Origin of the sequence: Oryzomicrobium sp. (genome assembly GCF_021287045.1) — a bacterium.
In the GTDB taxonomy this organism is placed as follows: domain Bacteria; phylum Pseudomonadota; class Gammaproteobacteria; order Burkholderiales; family Rhodocyclaceae; genus Oryzomicrobium.
The window spans coordinates 59644-82626 of sequence record NZ_JAJTBG010000006.1 but is presented as its reverse complement, the minus strand read 5'-3'; the positions used below and the strand labels follow the sequence as shown (position 1 = coordinate 82626).

The 22983-nt window shown below is 69.0% G+C and carries 19 protein-coding genes; 17 read left to right on the top strand and 2 right to left on the bottom strand.

Features of this window, described 5'->3' with window-relative positions:
• Window positions 1–93: 93 nt before the first annotated feature.
• From glmU to LWW89_RS08105, 13 genes are all read left to right on the top strand, one after another.
• Entirely contained in the window at window positions 94–1488 is a 1395-nt protein-coding gene (gene glmU / locus LWW89_RS08165; RefSeq protein WP_293263593.1) for a bifunctional UDP-N-acetylglucosamine diphosphorylase/glucosamine-1-phosphate N-acetyltransferase GlmU, read from the top strand.
• A 64-nt stretch (window positions 1489–1552) separates the two neighbouring features.
• Window positions 1553–2005 (top strand): hypothetical protein, encoded by a 453-nt coding sequence (locus LWW89_RS08160; protein ID WP_293263592.1) that lies wholly within the window; start codon window positions 1553–1555, stop codon window positions 2003–2005.
• Between the two features lie 15 nt (window positions 2006–2020).
• Window positions 2021–3868 (top strand): glutamine--fructose-6-phosphate transaminase (isomerizing), encoded by a 1848-nt coding sequence (gene glmS / locus LWW89_RS08155; protein ID WP_293263591.1) that lies wholly within the window; start codon window positions 2021–2023, stop codon window positions 3866–3868.
• Window positions 3869–4071: 203 nt separating this feature from the next.
• Entirely contained in the window at window positions 4072–5619 is a 1548-nt protein-coding gene (locus tag LWW89_RS08150) for a response regulator (RefSeq protein WP_293263590.1), read from the top strand.
• Window positions 5616–6245 (top strand): response regulator transcription factor, encoded by a 630-nt coding sequence (locus tag LWW89_RS08145; RefSeq protein WP_293263589.1) that lies wholly within the window; start codon window positions 5616–5618, stop codon window positions 6243–6245. Before LWW89_RS08150 ends, LWW89_RS08145 begins: the two co-directional genes overlap by 4 nt.
• Before the next feature lie 223 nt (window positions 6246–6468).
• Entirely contained in the window at window positions 6469–6828 is a 360-nt protein-coding gene (locus LWW89_RS08140; RefSeq protein ID WP_293263588.1) for a response regulator, read from the top strand.
• Entirely contained in the window at window positions 6825–8003 is a 1179-nt protein-coding gene (locus tag LWW89_RS08135) for a methyl-accepting chemotaxis protein (RefSeq protein ID WP_293263586.1), read from the top strand. Before LWW89_RS08140 ends, LWW89_RS08135 begins: the two co-directional genes overlap by 4 nt.
• Window positions 8004–8013: 10 nt before the next feature.
• Window positions 8014–8382, top strand: a complete 369-nt coding sequence (locus LWW89_RS08130; RefSeq protein WP_293263584.1) for a response regulator — start codon at window positions 8014–8016, stop codon at window positions 8380–8382.
• Between the two features lie 10 nt (window positions 8383–8392).
• On the top strand, window positions 8393–8713 hold the full coding sequence (locus LWW89_RS08125) for an STAS domain-containing protein (RefSeq protein ID WP_293263582.1): 321 nt from the start codon (window positions 8393–8395) through the stop codon (window positions 8711–8713).
• The gene (locus tag LWW89_RS08120) at window positions 8700–10871 is read left to right on the top strand and encodes a chemotaxis protein CheA (RefSeq protein WP_293263580.1); all 2172 of its coding nucleotides are present in this window, start codon (window positions 8700–8702) and stop codon (window positions 10869–10871) included. The genes LWW89_RS08125 and LWW89_RS08120 overlap by 14 nt, the downstream gene beginning before the upstream one ends.
• A 111-nt stretch (window positions 10872–10982) precedes the next feature.
• Window positions 10983–13136 carry a methyl-accepting chemotaxis protein gene (locus LWW89_RS08115; RefSeq protein ID WP_293263578.1) on the top strand — a complete coding sequence of 718 codons (2154 nt, stop codon included), beginning with the start codon at window positions 10983–10985 and terminating at the stop codon, window positions 13134–13136.
• Window positions 13137–13146: 10 nt separating this feature from the next.
• Complete coding sequence (locus LWW89_RS08110; protein WP_293263576.1) at window positions 13147–13719, top strand: chemotaxis protein CheW; 573 nt, start codon at window positions 13147–13149, stop codon at window positions 13717–13719.
• A gap of 237 nt (window positions 13720–13956) precedes the next feature.
• Window positions 13957–14535, top strand: coding sequence for a chemotaxis protein CheW (locus tag LWW89_RS08105; RefSeq protein ID WP_293263574.1), 579 nt, complete (start codon window positions 13957–13959; stop codon window positions 14533–14535).
• A gap of 5 nt (window positions 14536–14540) precedes the next feature.
• On the opposite strand, the gene LWW89_RS08100 is transcribed toward LWW89_RS08105, so the two are convergent.
• Window positions 14541–15980, bottom strand: coding sequence for a PLP-dependent aminotransferase family protein (locus tag LWW89_RS08100; RefSeq protein ID WP_293263572.1), 1440 nt, complete (start codon window positions 15978–15980; stop codon window positions 14541–14543).
• Window positions 15981–16152: 172 nt separating this feature from the next.
• On the opposite strand from LWW89_RS08100, the gene LWW89_RS08095 reads away from it, so the two are divergent.
• On the top strand, window positions 16153–16617 hold the full coding sequence (locus LWW89_RS08095; protein WP_293263570.1) for a hypothetical protein: 465 nt from the start codon (window positions 16153–16155) through the stop codon (window positions 16615–16617).
• A gap of 16 nt (window positions 16618–16633) precedes the next feature.
• Here LWW89_RS08095 and LWW89_RS08090 read toward each other — a convergent pair whose 3' ends face one another.
• Window positions 16634–18172, bottom strand: a complete 1539-nt coding sequence (locus LWW89_RS08090) for a PLP-dependent aminotransferase family protein (protein ID WP_293263568.1) — start codon at window positions 18170–18172, stop codon at window positions 16634–16636.
• Between the two features lie 98 nt (window positions 18173–18270).
• Here LWW89_RS08090 and LWW89_RS08085 point away from each other — a divergent pair, with 98 nt between their 5' ends.
• From LWW89_RS08085 to icmF, 3 genes are all read left to right on the top strand, one after another.
• Window positions 18271–18972 (top strand): pyridoxamine 5'-phosphate oxidase family protein, encoded by a 702-nt coding sequence (locus LWW89_RS08085; RefSeq protein WP_293263566.1) that lies wholly within the window; start codon window positions 18271–18273, stop codon window positions 18970–18972.
• A 233-nt stretch (window positions 18973–19205) separates the two neighbouring features.
• The gene (locus LWW89_RS08080; RefSeq protein WP_293263564.1) at window positions 19206–19496 is read left to right on the top strand and encodes a hypothetical protein; all 291 of its coding nucleotides are present in this window, start codon (window positions 19206–19208) and stop codon (window positions 19494–19496) included.
• Window positions 19497–19693: 197 nt separating this feature from the next.
• On the top strand, window positions 19694–22960 hold the full coding sequence (gene icmF, locus LWW89_RS08075; RefSeq protein WP_293263562.1) for a fused isobutyryl-CoA mutase/GTPase IcmF: 3267 nt from the start codon (window positions 19694–19696) through the stop codon (window positions 22958–22960).
• Window positions 22961–22983 lie beyond the last annotated feature (23 nt).

Genomic DNA, 22983 nt, shown 5'->3' with positions numbered 1-22983 from the left:
GCGAAAATACGTCCGAACCGCAGCACCGCCGGCTGACCTGTCCGGCGGATAACCCCGGCCCTGCCGGGTTGTTTTTTTGAGAGCCCGCCCCTCGTGTCTGCCTCCCATTCCCCCCTGCCCGCCCTCAACGTGGTGGTCCTGGCCGCCGGCCAGGGCAAGCGCATGCACTCCAACCTGCCCAAGGTGCTGCATCCCCTGGCGGGCAAGGCCCTGGCCGCCCACGTGCTGGACACCGCCCGCTCCCTGGCGCCCCAGGGCATCACCGTGGTGCACGGCCATGGCGGCGAGGTGGTTCGCGCGGCCCTGGAGGCGCCGGACCTGGCCTGGGCGCTGCAATCGCCCCAGCTCGGCACCGGCCACGCCGTGGCCCAGGCAGTGCCTCACCTGAGCGCGGCGCCGGTGACCCTGGTGCTCTACGGCGACGTGCCCCTGATCCAGGCCGAAACCTTGCAACGTCTGGTGCGCGCCGCCGGCGACGGGTTGGCCGTGCTCACGGTGCGCCTGGCCAACCCCACCGGCTACGGCCGCATCGTCCGCGACGGCGCCGGCCGGGTGACCCACATCGTCGAGGAAAAGGACGCGAGTCCGGCGGAAAAGGCCATCGACGAGGTCAACACCGGCATCCTGGCCCTGCCCACGGCCCATCTGGGCGACTGGTTGGGCCGCCTGTCCAACGACAATGCCCAGGGCGAGTATTACCTGACCGACGTGATCGCCCTGGCGGTGGCTGAAGGTGTGCCGGTGCACACCGCCCATCCCGCCGCCGAGTGGGAAGTCCTGGGCGTCAATAGCAAGGTCCAGCTGGCCGAGCTGGAGCGCAGCTGGCAGGGCCACTTGGCCCGGCGCCTGCTCGAAGCCGGGGTGCGTCTGGCCGACCCGGCGCGCATCGACATCCGCGGCGAGCTCAATTGCGGCCGCGACGTGGCCATCGACGTCGGCGCTGTGTTCGAAGGCAAGGTGGTGCTGGAAGAGGCGGTGGACGTGGGCCCCTACTGCGTGCTCAAGAACGTCACCGTCCAGGCCGGGGCCCGTCTCGCCGCCTTTTGCCACCTGGAGGACTGCGTGGTCGGCCCGGACGCCATCGTCGGCCCCTACGCCCGGCTGCGTCCCGGCACCCGCCTGGGGGCCGAGGCTCACGTCGGCAACTTCGTCGAGGTCAAGAACAGCGTGATCGGCGCCGGCTCCAAGGCCAACCACCTGGCCTACGTGGGCGACGCCGACGTGGGGGAACGGGTGAACATCGGCGCCGGCACCATCACCTGCAACTACGACGGCGCCAACAAGTTCCGCACGGTGATCGAGGACGACGCCTTCATCGGCTCCGACACCCAACTGGTAGCCCCGGTGCGGGTCGGCAAGGGCGCCACCCTGGGCGCCGGCACCACCTTGACCAAGGACGCACCGGCCGGCCTGCTCACCGTCTCCCGCGCTCGCCAGACCACCGTGCCCAACTGGGTGCGCCCGGTCAAGGCGGCCAAGAAGGACTGACCCGGCCCGGCGTCGCCGGGCTTTGGCCTTCTCCCACTCATCATTCGCAACCTGGACTTTTTCCATGGATATCTGGTTCACCCTGTTCGTCCTGGTGGTCGCCGTCTCGGTGGCTTCCGGGCTGGTGCTGGTGCTGGTCGGTTACACCGACAGTCTGGTCACCTCGTTCGCTTTCGGCTGGAAGTGGCGCCTGTTCATCCTGGCCCCCCTGCTCGCCGCCATCGCCTGCATGGTCTATGGTTGGCGGCCCGGTGCCGGGGTGTTCGCGATCTCGTTGGCCGGCGCCGTCACCTTCTGCGTCAAGCGCTGGAGCGACAATGCCCGCCCTGGTAAGCAGCTCCTGTTCGGCCTGGCCCTGGCCGCCCTGGGCGTCGGGCTGCTCTACGGCACCGGCCCCACCTTCGCCAAGCGCGCCGTCGATGAGGCCCTGAAGGGCAATCTGCCCACCGGCGCCGCCCAGGCCGGCGACCTCGCTCCGGCAACCGGCGCCGCCGAAGCCGCCACCCCCGCCAAGTAAGCAGGAGAAATCCCCATGTGTGGCATCGTCGCCGCCGCGGCCACCGGCCGCAACATCGTTCCCGTCCTTCTCGAAGGGCTGCGCAAGCTTGAATACCGGGGCTACGACTCCGCCGGCCTGGCGGTGATCAACGGCGGCCATCTGGAACGGCGCCGCGCCGTCGGCCGGGTGGCCGAACTGGCCGCCCTAGCCGCGCCGGAAGGCGCGCCCCCCCTGGCTGCCGAAACCGGCATCGCCCATACCCGCTGGGCCACCCACGGGGTGCCCTGCGAGCGCAACGCCCACCCCCATATCTCTGGCGGGCTGGCGGTGGTGCACAACGGCATCATCGAGAACTACGAGGGCCTCAAGGCCGAATTGCAGGCCCAGGGCTACGTGTTCACCTCGGACACCGACACTGAGGTCATCGCCCACCTGGTGCAGCGCGAGCTGAAGGGCTCCGCCGACCTGCTTGCCGCCGTGTGTGCCACGGTGCGCCAGCTGAAGGGCGCCTACGCCATCGCCGTGGTGCGCGAGGAAGACCCGACGCGGGTGATCGTCGCCCGGGAAGGCTCGCCGCTGCTGCTCGGCCTGGCCGACGACGGCAACTACGCTGCCTCCGACGCTTCCGCCCTGCTCCAGGTGACTCGGCGCATGGTTTACCTGGAAAACGGCGACGTGGCCGAGCTGACCCCGGCCGGCCACCGCGTCCTGCGTTCCGACGGCACTCCGGTGGATCGCCCCGCCGTGCTTTCCCAGCTGTCCGCCGACGCCGTGGAACTGGGGCGCTTCCGCCACTACATGCAGAAGGAAATCTTCGAGCAGCCCGACGCCCTGGCCAACACCCTGGAACTGGTGGGCGCCGCCAAATCGGTCCAGCCCGGCCTGTTCGGTGCCGAGGCCGAGGCCGTGCTGCGCGACATCGACAGCGTGCTGATCCTGGCTTGCGGCACCAGCTACCACTCGGGCCTGACCGCCCGCTACTGGCTGGAAAGCATCGCCGGCGTGCCCTGCACCGTGGAGATCGCCAGCGAATACCGCTACCGCACCTCGGTGCCCAACCCGCGCCAGCTGGTGGTGGCCATTTCCCAGTCCGGCGAGACCGCCGACACCCTGGCCGCCCTCAAGCACGCCAAGGCCCTGGGCCAGCCTCATACCCTGGCCCTGTGCAACGTGCCCGAATCGGCCATCGTGCGCGAATCGGCCCTGCGCTTCATCACCCGGGCCGGCCCCGAGATCGGCGTGGCCTCCACCAAGGCCTTCACCACCCAGCTCGCCGCCCTCTACCTGCTCACCTTGGCCGTGGCCAAGACCAAGGGCCGCCTTACCGCCGCGGACGAGGCCCGGGAAATCGACGCCCTGCGCCACCTGCCCGCCGCCGTGTCCGCCGTGCTGGAGCAGGAACCGGCCATCCAGGCCTGGGCCGAGCACTTCGCCGACAAGCGCCACGCCCTGTTCCTGGGTCGGGGCATCCACTACCCGATCGCCCTGGAAGGGGCCTTGAAGCTCAAGGAAATCTCCTACATCCACGCCGAAGCCTACCCGGCCGGCGAGCTCAAGCACGGCCCCCTGGCCCTGGTGGACCGGGATATGCCGGTGATTGCCGTGGCCCCCAACGACGAACTCTTGGAAAAGCTCAAGAGCAACCTCCAGGAAGTGCGCGCCCGGGGCGGCGAGCTGTACGTCTTTGCCGACGCACGGGTGGACCTGGGGGCCGGCGAGGCCGACGGGGTGCACCTGATCCAGCTGCCCGAGCATTACGGCAAGCTCTCCCCGGTGCTGCACGTGGTGCCCCTGCAACTGCTCGCCTACCACGCCGCGCTGGTCAAGGGCACCGACGTGGATAAGCCGCGCAACCTGGCGAAATCGGTCACCGTGGAGTGACCGCCTGGCGGCCTTCCACCGGCCGCCGTTTATCTCCAGCCTCCCGAAAAGCCCGGCTATGCCGGGCTTTTTCTTGGGCCATGCCGGCGGCCCGCTTCCCATGACAGTATTAGTCAGGTTGCATGTGGTTTCCATCCGCTACAGTATGTAGTTGGCTGTCGGTCCCAGCACGCATGGGCACGGCAGGGTTCCAGGAGGGCAACGTGACGCAGACAAGCGCAGTCCCCAACCCGTCGGGTACGATCCTGCTGGCGGACGATTCGCCGCTGGACCGGCACCTGCTCGTCCGGCTGCTGGAGCGCTGGGGCTATACGGTGCTGGCCGTCAACGACGGCGCCGCGGTGTTGGCTGCCGTGGCCCAGGGCCGTCCGGACCTGGTCCTGCTCGACATCTGCATGCCCGACATGGACGGCTACGAGACCTGCGCCCGGCTCAAGGCCGAGCCGGGCTGCGCGGACATTCCGGTAATCTTCATCAGCGCCGCCAGCGCGGTGGAGGACCGGGTCAAGGCCTTTGCCAGCGGCGGGGTGGACTACATCGCCAAGCCGATCAAGAGCGAAGAGGTGCAGGCCCGCATCGCCACCCACCTCACCTTGCAGGCCCTGCGCCGCGACCTGGAAGAGCGGGTGCGGGAGCGTACCGCCGAGCTGGAGGCCGCCAACCGGCGCCTCAGTGCCGAGGTTGCCGAACGCCGCCAGGCCGAAGTCGCCTTGCAGGAGCGCAATGCCCTGATCCACTACCTGGTGGACGCCAACATCATTGGCGTCATGTTCTGGGGGCGAGATAACCACGTCATCGATGCCAATACGGCCTTCCTGGAACTGTTCGGCCTGCGCCGTGAGGATGTTCTGGCCGGAGAGGTCTCCTGGGAGCGGCTGGTGGCGCCGGAATGCCATGAAACCACCCGGCGTGCCCGGGCCGCCATGGCGGCGGGCCAGGCCATCCTGCCTTATGAGAAGACCTGCCTGCGGGTCGACGGGACCCGTTTCCCGGTCCTGGTCGGCAGCGCACGATTGGATGGAGAGGTCGAACGCGGCGTGTCCTTCGTACTCGATCTGACCGAAACCAAGCGCATGGAGCAGGAACTGCGTGAATCCTCCCAGCGCCTGCGCGAACTGGCCGCCCATTGGGGAGAGGCGGTCGAGGAAGAGCGCAAGCGCATCGCCCGGGAGCTGCACGACGAGCAGGGTTCCCTGCTCACCGCCCTGAAGATGGATGTGAGCCTGCTGCGCCGCGACCTGGGCGAAGTCTCGCCGGACATCGGCCGGCGCCTGGAAACCATCCAGAAGTTGCTCGACGACACCGTCGGAGTGATGCGCCAAGTGGCCAGCCAGTTGCGTCCGGCCATGCTCAACCTGGGCATCGTGCCGGCCCTGGAATGGCTCACCGACGATTTTCGCCAGCGCACCGGCATCGTCTGCACGTTCGGCGCCAGCGGCGAGGAATCCCTGGACGATGGCCGGGCCACGGCCCTATTCCGCATCGTCCAAGAGTCGCTGACCAATGTGATGCGCCATGCCGGGGCCAGCGCGGTGACCGTCCGGTTTCACCTGGGCGACCAGCAAGTGGAACTGAGCATTGCCGACGACGGCAAGGGCTTCGACCCTTCCCTGGTCCGGCCCAATTCCTTTGGCCTGGTTGGTATGGGCGAACGCCTCGAGGCCCTGGGCGGCACCTTGCGCATCCACAGCGTGCCCGGCCGGGGCACCACCCTGTACATCACCATCCCCCGGGAGGATGTGGCGCCATGATCCGTATCCTGATCGCCGACGACCATAGCATCGTGCGTGGCGGCCTCAAGCAGCTCATCACCGCCGAAGCGGACCTGCAAGTCTGCGCCGAGGCCAGCCAGGGCAGCGAAGTCCTGGCCCAACTGCGCCAGGGCGGGGTGGATTTGCTGCTGATGGACATGTCCATGCCCGGCCTCAGCGGGTTGGACCTGATCCGCCGTGCCCACGGCGAGGCGCCCCAGGTGCCGATTCTGGTACTCAGCATGCACAACGAGAGCCAGTTGGTGTCCCGGGCGCTGCGCGCCGGCGCGGCCGGCTACGTCACCAAGGATAGCGATCCGGCCATTCTGCTGGCGGCGGTGCGCAAGGTAGCGGGCGGCGGCCGCTTCATCGATCCCGACCTGGTCGACGCCATGGTGTTCGGCGCCCCCGAGGACGCACCGCCCCACGAAGTGCTGTCCGATCGGGAATTCGAGGTGCTGCAACTGCTGAGCGGCGGCCTGTCCCTGGCCGAGGTGGGCGATCGGCTCCACGTCAGCGCCAAGACGGTGAGCACCCACAAGACCCGCCTGATGCAAAAGCTCGCCATCGACAACAACGCCGACCTGGTGCGCTACGCCCTGCGCCACGGCTTGGCCCAGGAGTAGGGCGCAAGCCAGGGCGGGCCGGCGGCGCCGGCATCCTCACTATCCGCAAACGAAAAAACCCGCCGGTTGCCCCGGCGGGTTTTTCGTTTGCGGGGTGCCATGTAGGAATTTTCCGACAGGAGATTCAGCCGCTCCCTAGCCCACGTTCCGCCGTTGCCGACGGCGCCGGGGCGTCCATTGGCCTGTAATGCAGTCATCGCCGCACGCCTTTGGAAACAGCCCCATGAAAACCCTCATCGTCGAAGACTCGAAGCTGATCAGCGAGCGCCTCCGTCTGGCCCTGGCCCCCCTGCCGGGCATGGAAATCGCCGTGGCCGACCACCTGGCCGAAGGGCTGCGCTACTTCCGTCTGTTCCATCCCCAGTGCGTGATCCTGGACCTCGACCTGCCCGACGGCAGCGGCATCGCCCTGCTCACCAAGATCAAGCTGGAGTCCCCGGCCACCGTGGTGGCCATCTTCTCCAACCACCTGGGGTTCCGCCGCCGCTGCACCACCGCCGGGGCGGACTTCTTCTTCGACAAGAGCGTCGATTTCGAACAGCTCACCCAGGCAGTGCGCGGCCTGGTGGAGGACCGGTCATGAATTCCGCTATCCCCAGCACCCGTGCCCCCAGCCTCGCATCTTTCTGGCTGCCCCCCGCGACCCTGGGGCTGGCTTCCGCCGCCGGGCTCCTGGCTTACCGCTGGGGCGACCCTCTGGCGATCGCCGCGGCCGGCGTCCTGTTTGCCGGCGGTGCCGCCGCCGCCCGTTGGAGCCAGGTCCGGGCCCGCCGCCTGATCGACGCCCGACTCAAGCTCGAATCCGAACTGGAGGTCCGCGCCGCGAACAACCGGGAAGAACAAGAGAGCCTGCAAGCCCGGGTCGACGGGGTCCAGGGCAGCATCCTGCCCACCTGGTCCCAGCAGATCGAACTGGCGCGCACCCAGAGCGAGTCGGCCATCGGCGACCTGTCCGCACGCTTCGCCGGCATCGTCCAGCGCCTCGGCAAAACCACCCAGACCACCGATTCCTCGGTGGGCGGCGGCTTGCTGCCGGTGCTCGAAGTGAGCCGCCAGGACCTGGACCACATCCTCGCGGCCCTGACCCGCCTGATGGACAGCAAGCGGGCCATGCTCGACCAATTGGCTCGCCTCGCCGACGTGATTGGCGAGCTGGAAAAGATGGCGGCCAGCGTCGGACGCATCGCCGGCCAGACCAACTTGCTGGCTCTCAACGCCGCCATCGAGGCCGCCCGGGCCGGGGAGGTGGGGCGTGGCTTCGCCGTGGTGGCCGACGCGGTGCGCGAACTGGCCAACGAATCCGCCATCGCCGGCAAACAGATCGCCGAGAAGGTCCAACTGGTCACCTCGACCATCGACGGCACCCTGAGCGCTGCCGACCTGGGGGCCCAGGTGGATGAGCAGACCCTGGACCAGGCCCGGGAATCGGTGGGCCGCATCCTGGAGCGTTTCCACGACATCACCGCCGACCTGTCCATGGCCACCGACACCCTGCGTCAGGAAAACCAGGGCATCCAGGCCGAGGTCTCCGACGCCCTGGTGTCCCTCCAGTTCCAGGACCGGGTGGGCCAGATGCTCGGCCACGTGCGCAACGACATGGACAAGCTCGGCAGCTTCCTCGCCCAGGGAGACCGCCATCTGGACGCCCGCGCCTGGCTGGCCGACCTGGCCCGTACCTACACCACGGTCGAGCAGCACGCCGCCCATGGCGGCCAAACCGGCTCGACCCCGGCTGAATCCGAAATCACCTTCTTCTAGGAGCAACACCATGGCAAAGACCATTCTCATCGTGGACGACTCCGCGTCCCTGCGGCAGGTCGTCAGCATCGCCCTCAAGGGGGCCGGCTACGACACCGTGGAAGCCTGCGACGGCCAGGACGGGCTGAACAAGCTCAAGGCCCACAAGGCCCACCTGATCATCAGCGACGTGAACATGCCGGTGATGGATGGCCTGACCTTCGTTGCCGAGCTGAAGAAGCTGTCGGAGCACCGTTTCACCCCGGTGATCATGCTCACCACCGAGGCCGGCGAGGCCATGAAGCAGAGAGGCCAGGCCGTCGGCGCCAAGGCCTGGGTGGTCAAGCCCTTCCAGCCCGCCCAGATGCTGCTGGCGGTGGCCAAACTGGTTCAGCCCTGAGGAGACGGTCATGGAAATTCATTGCCACAACGAGGGCGGCACCACCCGCCTGCGCTTCCAGGGCGAGTTCAACATCTACGCCGCCGGGGTCAAGGCCCAGCTGCTCACCCTGTGCGCCGGCCCCGAGGTGCAACTGGACCTGGCCGAGGTGGACGAGATCGACACCGTCGGCATCCAGCTGCTGCTGCTGCTCTACCGCCAGGCCCGGGCCGAAAACCGCCGTCTGACCCTGGCCGAATGCAGCCCGACGGTGTCGGGGCTGATCGAGCTGTACGGGCTGCGCAAGGCCTTCGGCCTGACTCAGCCGGGAGACGGCCATGAACGTGGATGAAGTCCTGCAGACCTTCGTCGCCGAAGCCCGGGAACTGCTGCTCGGCATGGAGGATTCCCTCCTCGCCCTGGAGCAGGACCCGGCCGACGGCGAAGCCATCGCCGCCACGTTCCGTGCCATCCACACCATCAAGGGCTCCGCTGGCCTGTTCAGCCTGGACGAGCTGGTAGCCTTCGCCCATGTGGCCGAAACCCTGCTCGACCGGGTGCGCAGCGGCCAGGTGGCGGTGAATGGCGAATTGATCGCCCTGCTCCTGGAGTGCGGCGACCAGCTCGGACTGATGGTCGGCCAGGCCGCCGGCGAGACGCTGGCAGAAGACACGGCCGCCGCCCATGCGGCGCGGCGCGCCGATCTGGTGGCGGCCCTCCAGTCCCATTGCGGCGATACGGGCGCCACCGTGGCCACCACGGCGCCCGCGACGGATGAGCCGTCCCGCCTGGCGGCAGAAGAAGAAGTTGAGCGAGCCCATAACCAGGCCTGGCACATCTCCCTGCGCTTCGGCCCCGACGTGATGAAGCTGGGCATGGACCCCAGCGCCTTCCTGCGCTACCTGGGCACCCTGGGCACCATCACGCACATCACGCCCCTGTGGGACAGGCTGCCCCCGGCGGACGAGATGGACCCGGAGTGCTGCTACCTGGGCTTCGAACTGGACTTTCTCAGTGACGCCAGCCGGGAGGCCATCGATAGCACCTTCGATTTCGTCCGCGACGACTGCCGCATCGCCATCCTGCCACCCCGGGCGGCCCTGGGCGACTACCTGCGGCTCATGGCAGAGGCCCCCGAGGGCACCGACCGGCTGGGCGAAATCCTGGTGGCCAGCGGTGCCCTGACGGCGGCCGAGGTGGAGCGGGCCCTGGATCGGCAGCGCCGTGCCGCGCCGCCGAGGCTGGGCGAAATCCTGACCCAGGAGGCGGGGGTTCCCCCCGTCCTGGTCCAGGCCGCCCTGGACAAGCAGGCCAAGGTCCGGGACAGCAAGCCCGCCGCCAGCCGCTTCGTCCGGGTGGATGCCGACAAGCTCGAAGAGCTGATCAACCAGGTCGGCGAACTGGTCATCGCCGGGGCTTCCGCCGGGCTGCTCGCCCAGCGCAACGGCAACGGCGCCCTGATCGAAGCGGTGGCCCTGGTGGAGCGCCAGGTCGAGGTCATCCGCGACCGGGCCCTGTCCCTGCGCATGGTGGAGATCGGCGAATCCTTCAATCGCTTCCCCCGGGTGGTGCGCGACGTTTCCCGTGAACTGGGTAAGGACATCGAGCTGGTCATCACCGGCGCCGAGACCGAGCTCGACAAGACCGTAGTGGAAAAGATCGGCGACCCCCTGATGCACCTGGTGCGCAACGCCATGGACCACGGCATCGAGCCCACGGAGGCACGCCTGGCCGCCGGCAAGCCGGCCCGGGGGCGGCTCGGGCTGAACGCCTACCACGAGTCCGGCAGTATCGTCATCGAAGTGGCCGACGACGGCGGCGGCCTCAAGCGCGACAAGATCCTGGCCAAGGCCCGGGAGCGGGGCCTGGTGGCCCCGGGCCAGGTGCTCGACGACCGGGAAGTGTTCGCCCTGATCTTCGAGCCGGGCTTTTCCACCGCCGACCAGGTCACCAACCTGTCCGGCCGTGGCGTCGGCATGGACGTGGTCAAGCGCAACATCGCCGCCCTGCGCGGCAGCATCGACATCGACAGCCGCGAGGGTGCCGGCACCACCATGCGCATCCGCCTGCCCCTCACCCTGGCGATCATCGACGGCTTCCTCATCCAGGTTGGCGGCAGCCCCTTCGTAGTGCCCCTGGACCTGGTTCAGGAATGCGTCGAATTGCCGGCCTGCGACCAGCGCGCCCAGCCGAGCCACTACCTGGACCTGCGCGGCGAGGCATTGCCCTGCCTGAACCTGGGCCACCTGCTTGACCTGGAATCCTCCGGCGGGCGGCAGAACGTGGTGGTAGTGAAGTACGGCAACCGCCGCGCCGGCCTGGTGGTTGACCGCCTGCTCGGCGAATTCCAAACCGTCATCAAACCCCTCGGGCAGATGTTCCGCCATCTGCGCGGCATCGCCGGCTCCACCATCCTGGGCAGCGGCGAAGTGGCCCTGATCCTCGACGTGCCGCCCCTGGTGCAGCAGGCCGCCGATCAGGAAGCCCGCCGCCTGGGCCGCCTCGGCTAGGAGACGTCCCATGTGCCGCCTGACCCCACCTTCCACCCCTCCACCCGCCCGCCCCCTGCTTTCCCCATGTGACTCGAATCCATCCGCATTCTGCTTCCCAAGGAGCGCATCATGACCATGAAACAACGCCTCATCTTGCTGATCGCCTCGGCTGCCGTCGGCCTCATCCTGCTCGCCGGCCTGGCCGTCATCCAGATCAACCGGGTGTTCACTATCGCCAACTTCACCAACATCAACGTGACCCCCAGCCTGCAAGTGCTGCAGCGGGCCTATGAACCCCTGGCAATGATGCGCGCCCAGTTGTGGCAGCACATTGCCCAGGACGACAAAGGGTACAAGGCCGAGTTGGAAGGGCAGATTCGCACCAGCCTGACCAAGGTGGAAGACGGGCTGAAAGCCTATGAGCCGTTGGTTGCCGACGACAAGGACCGGCAACTGCTGCAAGCGGATCGGACTGCGCTGTCAGCCTACCTGACGCTGCGCGACCAGGCCCTGGCGTTGTCCCGGGAGGGGAAGTCGGCGCAAGCTCGCGACCTGGTGATGGCGAACCTGGGGGTGATTGGCAAGCTTGACGATGCCATGCGCGAGCACTTCGACTACAACCTGGAAATTGGTCACCGGTCGGCTACGGAGGCCCAAGAGGTGCTGGGGGCGGCGGTGATGCAGGCAATCATCATCAGCCTGGCGACCCTGGGGGCCGTGGTGGGACTGGGATGGCTCGTCAGCCGTACCGTGTTGCGCCAGCTTGGGGGCGATCCTGCTTACGCGGCAGCCTGCGTTGGACGGATTGCCAAGGGAGACTTGAGCGAGGAAGTGGCTCTGCAAAGTGGAGACAAAACCTCCCTTCTGGCCAGCATGGCCGCCATGCAAGGCACGATCCAGTCGCTGCTGAATGAGATGAACCACGTCAGCAGCGAGCACGACAAGGGCGACATCGACGCCGTGATCCGTGTCGAGCGCTTCCAGGGCGAATTCCGCACCATGGCCGAGGGGGTCAATGGCATGGTGGCAGGCCACATCGCGGTCAAGAAGCAGACCATGGCCTGCATCGCCGAATTCGGTCGCGGCAACTTCGATGCGCCCCTGGCCCGCTTCCCGGGCAAGAAGGCTTTCATCAACGACACCGTCGAACAGGTACGCAGCAACCTGAAGGCCTTGATCGAGGACACGTCGACCCTGGCCGCCGCCGCCATGCAGGGGCGCCTCGATATCCGGGCCGACGCTGCTCGGCACGAGGGCGACTTCCGCAAGATCGTGGCGGGCATCAACGACACCCTGGACGCCATCATCGGCCCCCTCAACGAGGCCATGCGCGTACTGGCGGCGGTGGAGCAGGGCGACCTGACCCAGAGCATCGCCACCAACTACCAGGGCAAGCTCCAGGAGCTGCGCGACTGCGTCAATAGCATGGTCGACCGCCTGGGCAGTGTGGTCACCGAGGTGCGAAGCGCCGCCGACGCCCTGACCAACGCCAGCGAGCAGATCTCCACCACCTCCCAGGCCTTGTCCAGCGCCGCCGCCCAGCAGTCCTCCAGCGTCGAGGAGAGCAGCGCCTCCATGGAGCAGATGAGCAGCTCGATCAACCAGAACACCGAGAACGCCGAGGTCACCGACACCATCGCCAGCAAGGCCGCGGCCCAGGCCGTCGATGGCGGCAAGGCGGTGACCGACACGGTGGCGGCCATGAAGTCGATCGCCGCCAAGATCGGCATCATCGACGACATCGCCTACCAGACCAACCTGCTGGCCCTCAATGCCGCCATCGAAGCGGCCCGAGCCGGGGAACACGGCAAGGGCTTCGCCGTGGTGGCCGCCGAGGTGCGCAAGCTGGCCGAACGCAGCCAGGTGGCCGCCCAGGAGATCGGCCAGGTGGCAGGCAACAGCGTGTCCCTGGCCGAGCACGCGGGCAAGCTGCTCGATGAGATCGTGCCGTCGATCAAGAGGACCTCCGATCTGGTGCAGGAAATCACCGCCGCCTCCAAGGAGCAGGCCCTGGGCGTGGGCCAGATCAACGGGGCCATGTCCCAGCTGACCCAGACCACCCAGCAGAACGCCGCCTCGTCCGAGGAGCTGGCGGCCACCGCCGAGGAAATGACCGGCCAGGCCGAGCAGTTGCAGCAGCTGATGGGCTTCTTCAATACCGGCCACGGCAACGCCAGCGTCATCTCCCTGTCCCGGGCCGCCGGCAATCGCCGCGCCCAGGCTGAGGCACGTCACCAGCCGGGCCTGGAAGCGGCGGCCAGTGGCGACTTCGTCCTGTTCTGAGGAGCGCGCCGTGAGCACCCAGATCAACAGCCAGATCGGCATCGCCCGGCCCGAGGGCGGCGATGCCACCCAGTGCCTGAGCTTTCAGCTGGGCAGCGAGGTGTTCGCCGTGGGCATCCTCAACGTGCGTGAGATCATCGAGTACGGCCAATTGACGGCGGTGCCGATGATGCCGGCCTCGGTGCGCGGCGTGATCAACCTGCGCGGCGCCGTGGTGCCGGTGGTTGACCTGCGCCGCCGCTTCGGCGGCGAGTCCACCCAGGTGGAGCGGCGCACCTGCATCGTCATCGTCGAGGTGGTCCGGGAGGCCGAAGTCCAGGTGGTCGGCGTCCTGGTGGATGCGGTCAACGAGGTGCTGGACATCCCCGATTCCCGCATCGAGCCGCCGCCATCCTTCGGCACCCGCCTGCGCACCGACTTCATCCGCGGCATGGCCAAGATGGACCAGGGCTTCATCCTGATCCTGAACCTGGATCGGGTACTGGCCCTGGAAGAACTGGAGGCCCTCTCCGTCGGAGGCGGTACGGAAATGCCGGTGGTCGGAGAATCGGCCCCGCGCGATGCGGACGCCGTGCCGGCCTGAACGGCGGGATCGTCCAACCACGCAGCGGCAGGGCCTTCGGGCCTTGCCGCTTTCGTGTCTGCGTTGCGTGTCTGCGGCGTCCGGCCGGGTAGGAATTTCCCGACAGCAGGATCAGCCGCCGCCTAGCCTGGATTCCGCCTTCGCCGACGGTGCCGCGGCGCTCCGCCGGGTGTAATGGCGACATCGCCGTCCCGGCCGGGCCATTCCCGGATTCGGGTTGCGCCGAGGAGAACCGCCATGACCCGTACCTTGATCCGCCATCATGCAATCGCCGCCCCGGCCCGCCGTGAGGCCGCCGGGCTGGCCTGCCTCTGCTTCCAGTTGGGCGACGACGTCTGCGCCGTGCCCCGGGACCAGGTGCGCGAAGTGGTGACCCACGGCGAACTGATCGTCGCGCCCGGATTGCCGCCCCTGCTGAGGGGCGCAATCAAGCTGCGCCACTCCCTGGTGCCGGTGCTCGACCTGCATCCCCTCCTGGGGGGGCGGCCGCTCCAGCCGGGCATCGCTTCCCGGGTGGTCGTGGTGGCGGCGCGGCGGCGGGACGAATCGGTTTTGGCCGGCCTGCTGGTCGATGCAGTGGGGGATTCCCTCGATCTGGCGCCGGGCCGCATCGAACCCCTGGCGGCGGGCCGCCCCGGCGCCGATGCCGCCGTGGTCCGGGGGCGGGCGTGCATGGATTGGGGCGAACTGATCCTGCTCGATCCGGCCCGGGTGATCGCCCCGGAAGTGCTGGCCTGGCTGGAAGGCGAGGCGGACGGCCTGTCCGACGCCGCCAGCGGGAAAGGGGCGGCGTCGTCCGCCCGCCGGCTGCACTGAGCCGTTCAGGCTCCGGCCAGCCGGGCCACCACCCCGCCGAGGCGGCGGATGCCCTCGTCCAGCGCCTGGCTCCAGGGGGCGCCGCAGCTCAGGCGCAGGAAATGGTCGAAGCGTCCCGAGTTGGCGAACATCACCCCCGGCGAGACCCGGATGCCTTCGCCCAGGGCCGCGTCGAACAGCCGTTCCGAGGGCAACTGCCCGGGCAGCTCGATCCACAGGCCGAAGCCCCCCGGCGGCACGTTGAGCCGGGTGCCGGCGGGGAAATAGGCGGCCACCGCCTCGCCCAACCGCTCGCGCTGTTCGCGCAACTGAACGCGCAGCCGGCGCAGGTGACGCTCGAAACCGCCGGAACCCATGAACTCCGCCACCGCCAACTGGGGCAGGGCCTCGTTGGGCCGGGACTGGGCGTACTTGAGCATTTCCACCCGGGGCTTCCACTTGCCCGGGGCGATCCAGCCCAGGCGCATGCCCGGGGCCAGGGTCTTGTGCAGCGAGGCGCAGTGGATGACGTTGCCGGTGGCGTCGAAAGCCTTCAGCGCCGACAGGGGGGCATCGTCGTTGCCCAGGGCGGCGTAGGTGTCGTCCTCGATCAGGGCAATGCCCCGGGCCTCGGCCCAGGCCGCCAGCCGCGCCTTGTGGGCGTCGGGCATGATCGCCCCGAGGGGGTTTTGCAGGTTGGGCACCACCACCACCGCCTTGATGTTGGCGTAGGCATCCGCCGCCAAGTCCAGGGCCTCCAGGGAAATGCCGGTCTGGGGGCTGGTGGGAATCTCCAGGGCGCGCATCCCCAGGTTCTCCAGGATCTGCAACAGGCCATAGAAGGTGGGGGTTTCCACCGCCACCACGTCGCCGGGACGGGCCACGGCGCGCAGCGCCAGGTTGAGGGCCTCGACGCAGCCGTGGGTGACGATGATGTCGTCGGCCCCCAGGGTCATGCGTGATGCCAGGGCCTGCTGGGCCAGGGCGGTGCGGAAGGCCGGAGCGCCGTTGAAGGGCACGGCGGTGCCGAACAGGGCCGGCTGGCGGCGCAGGACGCGCATCGCCGCCTGTTGCAGGGCCGCCGCCGGATACAGGCTGGGGGCGCCGCAGGCCACCGCCAGGTTGAGGGCGTCGGGCCGGGCCTGGCCCCGGGCCAGAATAGCGGAAACCTTCTGATGGATGCCGATGTACTGGGCCGGGTCGGGCAGGGTGGGGCGGGGTTCCTCCACCGGCGCCAGGCTGCCGCGCCGGGGCGGACGGACGAAGTAGCCGGAGCGGGGGCGGGCCTCCAGCAGCCCCAGGCTTTCCAGGTGCCGGCAGGTTTGTAGGGCGGTGGACAGGCTCACCCCGTGGCGCGCCATGAGGGCGCGCACCGAGGGCATGCGGTCGCCGGGGACCAGGGCGCCGGCGGCGATGGCCTGGCGGTAATGGTCGGCCAGCTGGCGGTAGAGGGGTGGTGCGTCCATGGGGCCGATTATGGACCGGGCGCGCCGGGCGATACAGAACAGATACGGCCGGTTTGTTGCGGAACAGAGTGTAGAACCGGCCCCTGTTGCGCCCGATTCTGTCCGGCCGTGTGCCTGTCGGCGCCGGGGGGGGGCGATTAGGCTGGAGTCTCCTGTTTCCGGAGATTCCGCCATGTCTGCCTGCCCCCGCTCCTGCCCTTGTCCCGCGTCCGTCGTCCCGTTGCGTTCGAGGCCCGTTTCCCCGGCCGGAGCGGGAGCCACGCCGGCTGCCCGCCTGGCCGACGCCGGCCCGGCGCCCGCGCCGGCGATCCCCGAACCGGTCGTCCATATCCTGGCCCCGGGCCAGTCCCTGCGTATCGCCCTGCGGGCCGGGGCGGTGGTGCACGTCCAGTCCGGCCGGGGCGCCCTGATCGGGGCGCCGCGCTGGGTGGCGGAACAGTATTGCCGGGTGCGCTACCGCCTCGCCCCGGGCACGGTCCATGTGGTGCAGGTGGCCGGCTGGCAGACCGTGGCGGCGGACGGGGGCGGCCGGCTGGTGCTGACCCTGCGGGATGCGCCGGCTCCGGTGCCGTCACCGCTGCTGCCGGGCTGGCTGGCCCGGCTGTGGGTGCGCCTGGTGGGCGGATTGCGGGGCTGAGGCTGGTTAAGGTCGGTCAGGGCCGGCGCCGCTGCGCGCCGCGGGCGTCGGCCAGGCCGGCGGCCAGCTGTTCCACCGCCGCCGGCAGGATCGCCGCGTCGGTATTGCCGTAGCCCAGCACCAGGCCGTTGCCCCCGGCCGGGGCGGTGCCGGCCAGGCAGTAGGCGCTCACCGGGCGCGGGTCCAGGCCGCGCTGGACCAGGGTGGCGACGGCGGCCCGGTCCGGCAGGTCCGGTGGCAGGGCCAGGGTCAGGTGCAGGCCCGCTGCCCCGCCGGTGACGGTGGCGGGCAGCCCGGCTACCGCCGGCAGGCGTTCGGCCAGCAGGCGGCGCAAGAGGGCCTGGCGCTCGGCGTAGAGGCGGCGCATGCGTTGCAGGTGGGCGGCGAAGCGGCCCTTGGCGATGAAGTCCGCCAGGGCGCGCTGTTCCACCCCCTGGCCGGGGCGCAGCAGGTCGGTGACGGCCCGGCCCAGGTCGGCGGCGATGGCCTCGGGGGCCACCACGTAAGCCAGGCGCAGTCCGGGCAGCAGGGTCTTGCTGAAGGTGCCCAGGTAGAGCACCGGGGCGTCCGTGTCCAGCCCTTGCAGGGCGGGCAGGGGGCGGCTCTCGTAGCGGAATTCGGCGTCGTAGTCATCCTCCAGCAGCCAGGCGCCGCACTGCCTGGCCCGGGCGATCAGGGCCAGGCGGCGCTCCAGGCTGAGCACGGTGCCCAGGGGGTACTGGTGGGCCGGGGTCAGGTAGATCAGCCGGGGCGGCGCCTCGTCCCAGTCGGCGGCGGTGGGGGCCAGGCCCTGGCCGTCCACGGCGATGCCGCGCACGTCGAGGCCGGCCCAGGCGAAGGCGCTGCGGGCGCCCGGGTAGCCCGGGTTCTCCAGCCAGGCAGTGGCGCCGGCCTCGGCCAGCAGCCAGGCGCACACGGCGATGGCGCCCTGGATGCCCGGGGTGACCACCACTTGCTGCGGGGTGCAGCGCACCCCCCGGGATACCGCCAGGTGGCGGGCGATGGCCTCCCGCAGCAAGGGATCGCCCCCGGGCGGGCTGTAGTGCAGCTGGGCCGGGGTGGCGTCGCGCCAGGCCGCGTCGAGGCAGGCGCGCCAGGCGGCGAAGGGAAAGCGCCCCAGGTCCGGCACCCCGGGCGAGAAGGGGCGGGGCGGCCCGTCCAGGCCGTGGCGCCGGGCATTGATGCGGGCGGCCCGGTGGGCCAGGGGGGGCAGGGCAGAGGTGGTGGGCGGCGGCAGGCGGATGTCCGCCGGGTCGGCGGCGGCGTCGCCGGAGGCCCGGTCGCCGGCCATGCCGAGGGGCAGGGGCGCCACCCGGGTGGCGCGCCGGTCGGCCACCAGGTAGCCCTCGGTCACCAGTTGCTCGTAGGCGTGGATCACCGTGTTACGTGCCAGGGCCAGCTCCGCCGCCAGGGCGCGGGAGGCGGGCAGCTTGGTGCCCGGGGGCAGGCGACCGTCCAGGACTGCGCCGCGCAGGGCGGCGTAGAGGCCCTGGCGGCGCGGCCCGTCCGGGGATACGGCGGTTTTCAGGTGGTCGAGGAGGTGGGCGTAGTCCATCGCGTGGTTCTATCGTCTGTGCAAATTCTGGTTCTCGTTATGGTGCCACAGGGGCGTTAGGCTGGGCACCTCATCGTTCCATCCGTGAAAGCACTGCCATGTCCGAGACCGATTCCTCCTCGCTACCCACGCCGACCACGTCGACCACGCCACCCCGCCGCGGCACCGACGCCCCTTCGGAACGCACCCGGGTGCGCCGCCATCCGGAGCGGGCCGCCTATGACCGGGAGAGCGTCAATGCCATCGTGGACGCGGCTCTGGTCTGCCACCTGGCCTTCGTCCAGGACGGTGTGCCCCATTGCATTCCCACCGCCTGCTGGCGCGAGGGGAACCACCTGTACATTCACTGCGCCCGGGCGTCGCGGCTGGTGGAGGTGCTGACCGGCGGCACCGCCTGCGTCGCCATCAGCCATATGGACGGCCTGGTGCTGGCACGCTCGGCCCTGCGCCATTCGATGAACTACCGCTCGGTGGTGATCTACGGCACCTTCGAGGAGGTGGCCGATCCGGCGGCCAAGGCCGCGTCCCTGGCGGCGTTCCTCGACCACGCGGTGCCCGGGCGCGCTTCCCAGGTGCGGCCGCCGGACGACAAGGAACTGGCTGGCACCGCCTTGCTGCGCATCTCCCTGGACGAGGCGGCGGCCAAGGTGCGCAGCGGCCCGCCCAAGGACCTGCCCCAGGATCTGGAGCGGCCGGCCTGGGCCGGGGTGGTGCCCCTGCGGGTGGTGGCCGGCGAGCCTCGCCCCGAGGCGGAGTGCGCCGGCCTGGCGGTGCCGCCGCTGCCGGAGCGGTATTGCTGAGGCACCGGCCGGAAGCCAAGGCAGGGTGGGCCTTTCCAGCAGGTGTGCCTGGAAAGCCGCGCCCTGCCTTGTTCTTTGCAGCCACTGCCCGGAAACCATTATCTGGCGCGGGGTTTGGCTTGGCCGCTTTTCGGGAGCCGTCCAATCGTTGCCGGATCGGCAGCGTCGCGCGCAACTTCCGCGCCGCCTGCCCGGTCATACCCAGTACCCCACAACCTGACGGGAGGCGTTCCATGAACAAGGTCATCTGGGTGCTGTGGCCATCCTTCGTTGCCGCGGCGGTCGCCGAATTCCTCTTCTTTTGGGTGATCAACCCGCAGCAGCTGTACTTCCTCGGCGGGACGGTGGAAATGTCGTCCTACGCCACCTATTCCCTGGGCTTCTTCCTGTTCTGGCTGATCTGCGCCGGCTCCAGCCTGCTCACCTGGTTCATGCTGCCCCAGCGCCCCCAGGCCGACCACGGCCATGCGCCGGCCGGCCGTACCGCGCCCCATCACGGTTCGGGCCTGACCCCGACTCCCTGAAAACTACCCCAACCGCGCCGGGCCTGGGTTGCAGTAAGAGCGATGGCTTGCGATTCGGTTAAGTTGACGTTGACGTCAACGTTAGCTAAGGTGCCATCACTCTCCGGCCCGGATTTCCCGGGCCCGCCCGTTGCGGCCGCCCCGTGCAGGATGGCGGCCCGGTTCGACCGCAGTGCTTGCCTTCCGGAACCTCGCCCATGACCGACCTTTCCGTTGCCCACAAGCTCGTCCCCTACAAGCCCCGCCACAAGGTGCGCTTCGTCACCGCCGCCGCCCTGTTCGACGGCCACGACGCCTCGATCAACATCATGCGCCGCATCCTGCAATCCACCGGCGCCGAGGTGATCCACCTGGGGCACAACCGGTCCGTGGGCGACATCGTCAACGCGGCGCTGCAGGAAGACGTGCAGGGCATCGCCATCACCTCCTACCAGGGCGGTCATGTCGAGTACTTCAAGTACATGATCGACCTGCTGCGCCAGCACGGCGGCGAGAACATCAAGGTGTTCGGCGGCGGCGGCGGGGTGATCGTGCCCTCCGAGATTTCCGAGCTGCACGACTACGGCGTGACCCGCATCTACTCCCCCGGCGACGGCCAGTCCCTGGGTTTGCAGGGCATGATCAACGAGGTGGTGGAAACCTCCGACTACGACCTGACCGCCGCCGCGCCCCAGGGCGTCGAGGCCGTGCTGGCCGGGCTGCGCTCCGGCGACCGGCGCACCCTGGCCAAGGTCATCACCGCCCTGGAGAACGGCGCCTACGGCGAGGATGTGAAGGCCGCCCTGCGCGAGGCTGCCGCCCAGACCGCCACGCCGACCCTGGGCATCACCGGCACCGGCGGCGCCGGTAAATCGTCGCTCACCGACGAGCTGGTGCGCCGCTTCCGCCTCGACCAGGACGACCAGCTCAAGCTCGGCATCGTCTCCATCGACCCGTCGCGCAAGCGCACCGGCGGTGCCCTGCTGGGCGACCGCATCCGCATGAACGCCATCGAGGGGGCCAACATCTACATGCGCTCCCTGGCCACCCGGGACACCGGCAGCGAGATTTCCGCCGCCCTGCCCGAGGTGATCGCCGCCTGCAAGGTGTCCGGCTTCGACCTGCTCATCGTCGAGACCTCCGGCATCGGCCAGGGCGACGCCGCCATCGTCCCCCACGTGGACGCTTCGCTGTACGTGATGACCCCCGAGTTCGGCGCCGCCAGCCAACTGGAGAAGATCGACATGCTCGACTTCGCCGACTTCGTGGCCATCAACAAGTTCGACCGCAAGGGCGCCGAGGATGCCCTGCGCGACGTGCGCAAGCAGTACCAGCGCAACCGGGAGCGCTTCGCCGAGCCCACCGACGCCATGCCCGTGTTCGGCACCATGGCCGCCCACTTCAACGACGACGGCGTCACCGCCCTGTACCAGGCTCTCATCGAGCGCCTGGCCGAGTTGGGGCTGACCCTCCAGCCGGGCAAACTGCCCAAGGTGGCGGTCAAGCAGTCCTCCTACCAGCAGGCCATCGTGCCGCCCAAGCGGGTGCGCTACCTGGCCGAGATCGCCGAGACCCTGCGCGGCTACCACGCCCACACCGACGAGCAGGTCAAGCTGGCCCGGGAACGCCAGTCCCTGCGCATCTCCCGCGATCTGCTCAAGGGCTGTGACAAGCCGGTGGCCGACGTGGACGAGGTGCTGACCTGGAAGGACGGCCAGCTCGATCCCAAGGCCAAGAAGCTGCTGGAGCAGTGGCCCGAGATGCAACAGGCCTATTCCGGCGACGAGTACGTGGTGAAGATCCGCGACAAGGAAATCCGCACCAAGCTGGTCTCCGAATCCCTCTCCGGCACCAAGATCAAGAAGGTGGTGCTGCCCAAGTTCGGCGACGACGGCGAGGTGCTGCGCTTCCTGATGCGCGAGAACGTGCCCGGCTCCTTCCCCTACACCGCCGGCGTGTTCGCCTTCAAGCGCGAGGGCGAGGACCCGACCCGCATGTTCGCCGGCGAGGGCGACGCCTTCCGCACCAACCGCCGCTTCAAGAAGGTGTCCGAGGGCATGCCGGCCCACCGCCTGTCGACGGCCTTCGACTCGGTCACCCTGTACGGCTGCGACCCGGACGAGCGCCCCGACATCTACGGCAAGATCGGCAACTCCGGCGTGTCCATCGCCACCCTGGACGACATGAAGGTGCTCTACGACGGCTTCGACCTGTGCGCCCCGTCCACCTCGGTGTCGATGACGATCAACGGCCCGGCGCCGATCATCCTGGCGATGTTCTTCAACACCGCCATCGCCCAGCAGATCGACAAGTTCAAGGCCGACAACGGCCGTGCGCCCACCGAGGACGAGGCCGAGAAGATCCGCGAGTGGGTGCTGTCCACCGTGCGCGGCACCGTGCAGGCCGACATCCTCAAGGAAGACCAGGGCCAGAACACCTGCATCTTCTCCACCGAGTTCGCCCTGAAGATGATGGGCGACATCCAGGAGTTCTTCGTGCACAACAAGGTGCAGAACTTCTACTCGGTGTCGATCTCCGGCTACCACATCGCCGAGGCGGGCGCGAACCCCATCTCCCAGCTGGCCTTCACCCTGGCCAACGGCTTCACCTACGTGGAGAGCTACCTGGCCCGGGGCATGCACATCGACGACTTCGCCCCCAACCTGTCGTTCTTCTTCAGCAACGGCATGGACCCGGAATACTCGGTGATCGGTCGGGTGGCCCGGCGCATCTGGGCCGTGGCGATGAAGAACAAGTACGGCGCCAACGAGCGCAGCCAGAAACTCAAGTACCACATCCAGACCTCGGGCCGGTCGCTCCACGCCCAGGAGATGGATTTCAACGACATCCGCACCACGTTGCAGGCCCTGATCGCCATCTACGACAACTGCAACTCCCTGCACACCAACGCCTACGACGAGGCCATCACCACCCCGACCGAGGAGTCGGTGCGCCGCGCCATGGCCATCCAGCTCATCATCAACCGGGAATGGGGCGTGGCCAAGAACGAGAACCCCAACCAGGGCGCCTTTATCATGGACGAGCTGACCGACCTGGTGGAAGAGGCGGTGCTCAAGGAGTTCGAGGCCATCGCCGCCCGCGGCGGGGTGCTCGGCGCCATGGAAACCGGCTACCAGCGCGGCAAGATCCAGGAGGAGTCGCTGCACTACGAGCACAAGAAGCACGATGGCTCCCTGCCCCTCATCGGCGTAAACACCTTCCTCAATCCCAAGGGCAGCGCCCAGGTGGAGATCGAGCTGGCCCGTTCCACCGAGGAGGAAAAGCAGTCCCAGATCCAGCGCCTGCGCGACTTCCAGTCCCGCCACCAGGCCCAATCCGGCCCCATGCTGGAACGTCTGCAACAGACGGCCATCGCCAACGGCAACCTGTTCGAGGTGCTGGTGGATGCGGTCCAGGTCTGTTCCCTGGGGCAGATCACCACCGCCCTCTACGACGTGGGCGGCCAGTACCGGCGCAACATGTGACCCGAAGGTCGCATCCGACCGAT

What these genes read in the sequence shown, in the direction of transcription:
- LWW89_RS08100 (WP_293263572.1), bottom strand. Translation starts at nt 15,980, where the DNA reads ATGGACGCACCACCCCTCTACCGCCAGCTGGCCGACCATTACCGCCAG.
- LWW89_RS08125 (WP_293263582.1), top strand. Translation starts at nt 8,393, where the DNA reads ATGGAAATTCATTGCCACAACGAGGGCGGCACCACCCGCCTGCGCTTC.
- LWW89_RS08090 (WP_293263568.1), bottom strand. Translation starts at nt 18,172, where the DNA reads ATGGACTACGCCCACCTCCTCGACCACCTGAAAACCGCCGTATCCCCG.
- LWW89_RS08145 (WP_293263589.1), top strand. Translation starts at nt 5,616, where the DNA reads ATGATCCGTATCCTGATCGCCGACGACCATAGCATCGTGCGTGGCGGC.
- LWW89_RS08085 (WP_293263566.1), top strand. Translation starts at nt 18,271, where the DNA reads ATGTCCGAGACCGATTCCTCCTCGCTACCCACGCCGACCACGTCGACC.
- glmS (WP_293263591.1), top strand. Translation starts at nt 2,021, where the DNA reads ATGTGTGGCATCGTCGCCGCCGCGGCCACCGGCCGCAACATCGTTCCC.
- LWW89_RS08120 (WP_293263580.1), top strand. Translation starts at nt 8,700, where the DNA reads ATGAACGTGGATGAAGTCCTGCAGACCTTCGTCGCCGAAGCCCGGGAA.
- LWW89_RS08115 (WP_293263578.1), top strand. Translation starts at nt 10,983, where the DNA reads ATGACCATGAAACAACGCCTCATCTTGCTGATCGCCTCGGCTGCCGTC.
- icmF (WP_293263562.1), top strand. Translation starts at nt 19,694, where the DNA reads ATGACCGACCTTTCCGTTGCCCACAAGCTCGTCCCCTACAAGCCCCGC.
- LWW89_RS08140 (WP_293263588.1), top strand. Translation starts at nt 6,469, where the DNA reads ATGAAAACCCTCATCGTCGAAGACTCGAAGCTGATCAGCGAGCGCCTC.
- LWW89_RS08080 (WP_293263564.1), top strand. Translation starts at nt 19,206, where the DNA reads ATGAACAAGGTCATCTGGGTGCTGTGGCCATCCTTCGTTGCCGCGGCG.
- LWW89_RS08105 (WP_293263574.1), top strand. Translation starts at nt 13,957, where the DNA reads ATGACCCGTACCTTGATCCGCCATCATGCAATCGCCGCCCCGGCCCGC.
- LWW89_RS08160 (WP_293263592.1), top strand. Translation starts at nt 1,553, where the DNA reads ATGGATATCTGGTTCACCCTGTTCGTCCTGGTGGTCGCCGTCTCGGTG.
- LWW89_RS08095 (WP_293263570.1), top strand. Translation starts at nt 16,153, where the DNA reads ATGTCTGCCTGCCCCCGCTCCTGCCCTTGTCCCGCGTCCGTCGTCCCG.
- LWW89_RS08135 (WP_293263586.1), top strand. Translation starts at nt 6,825, where the DNA reads ATGAATTCCGCTATCCCCAGCACCCGTGCCCCCAGCCTCGCATCTTTC.
- LWW89_RS08130 (WP_293263584.1), top strand. Translation starts at nt 8,014, where the DNA reads ATGGCAAAGACCATTCTCATCGTGGACGACTCCGCGTCCCTGCGGCAG.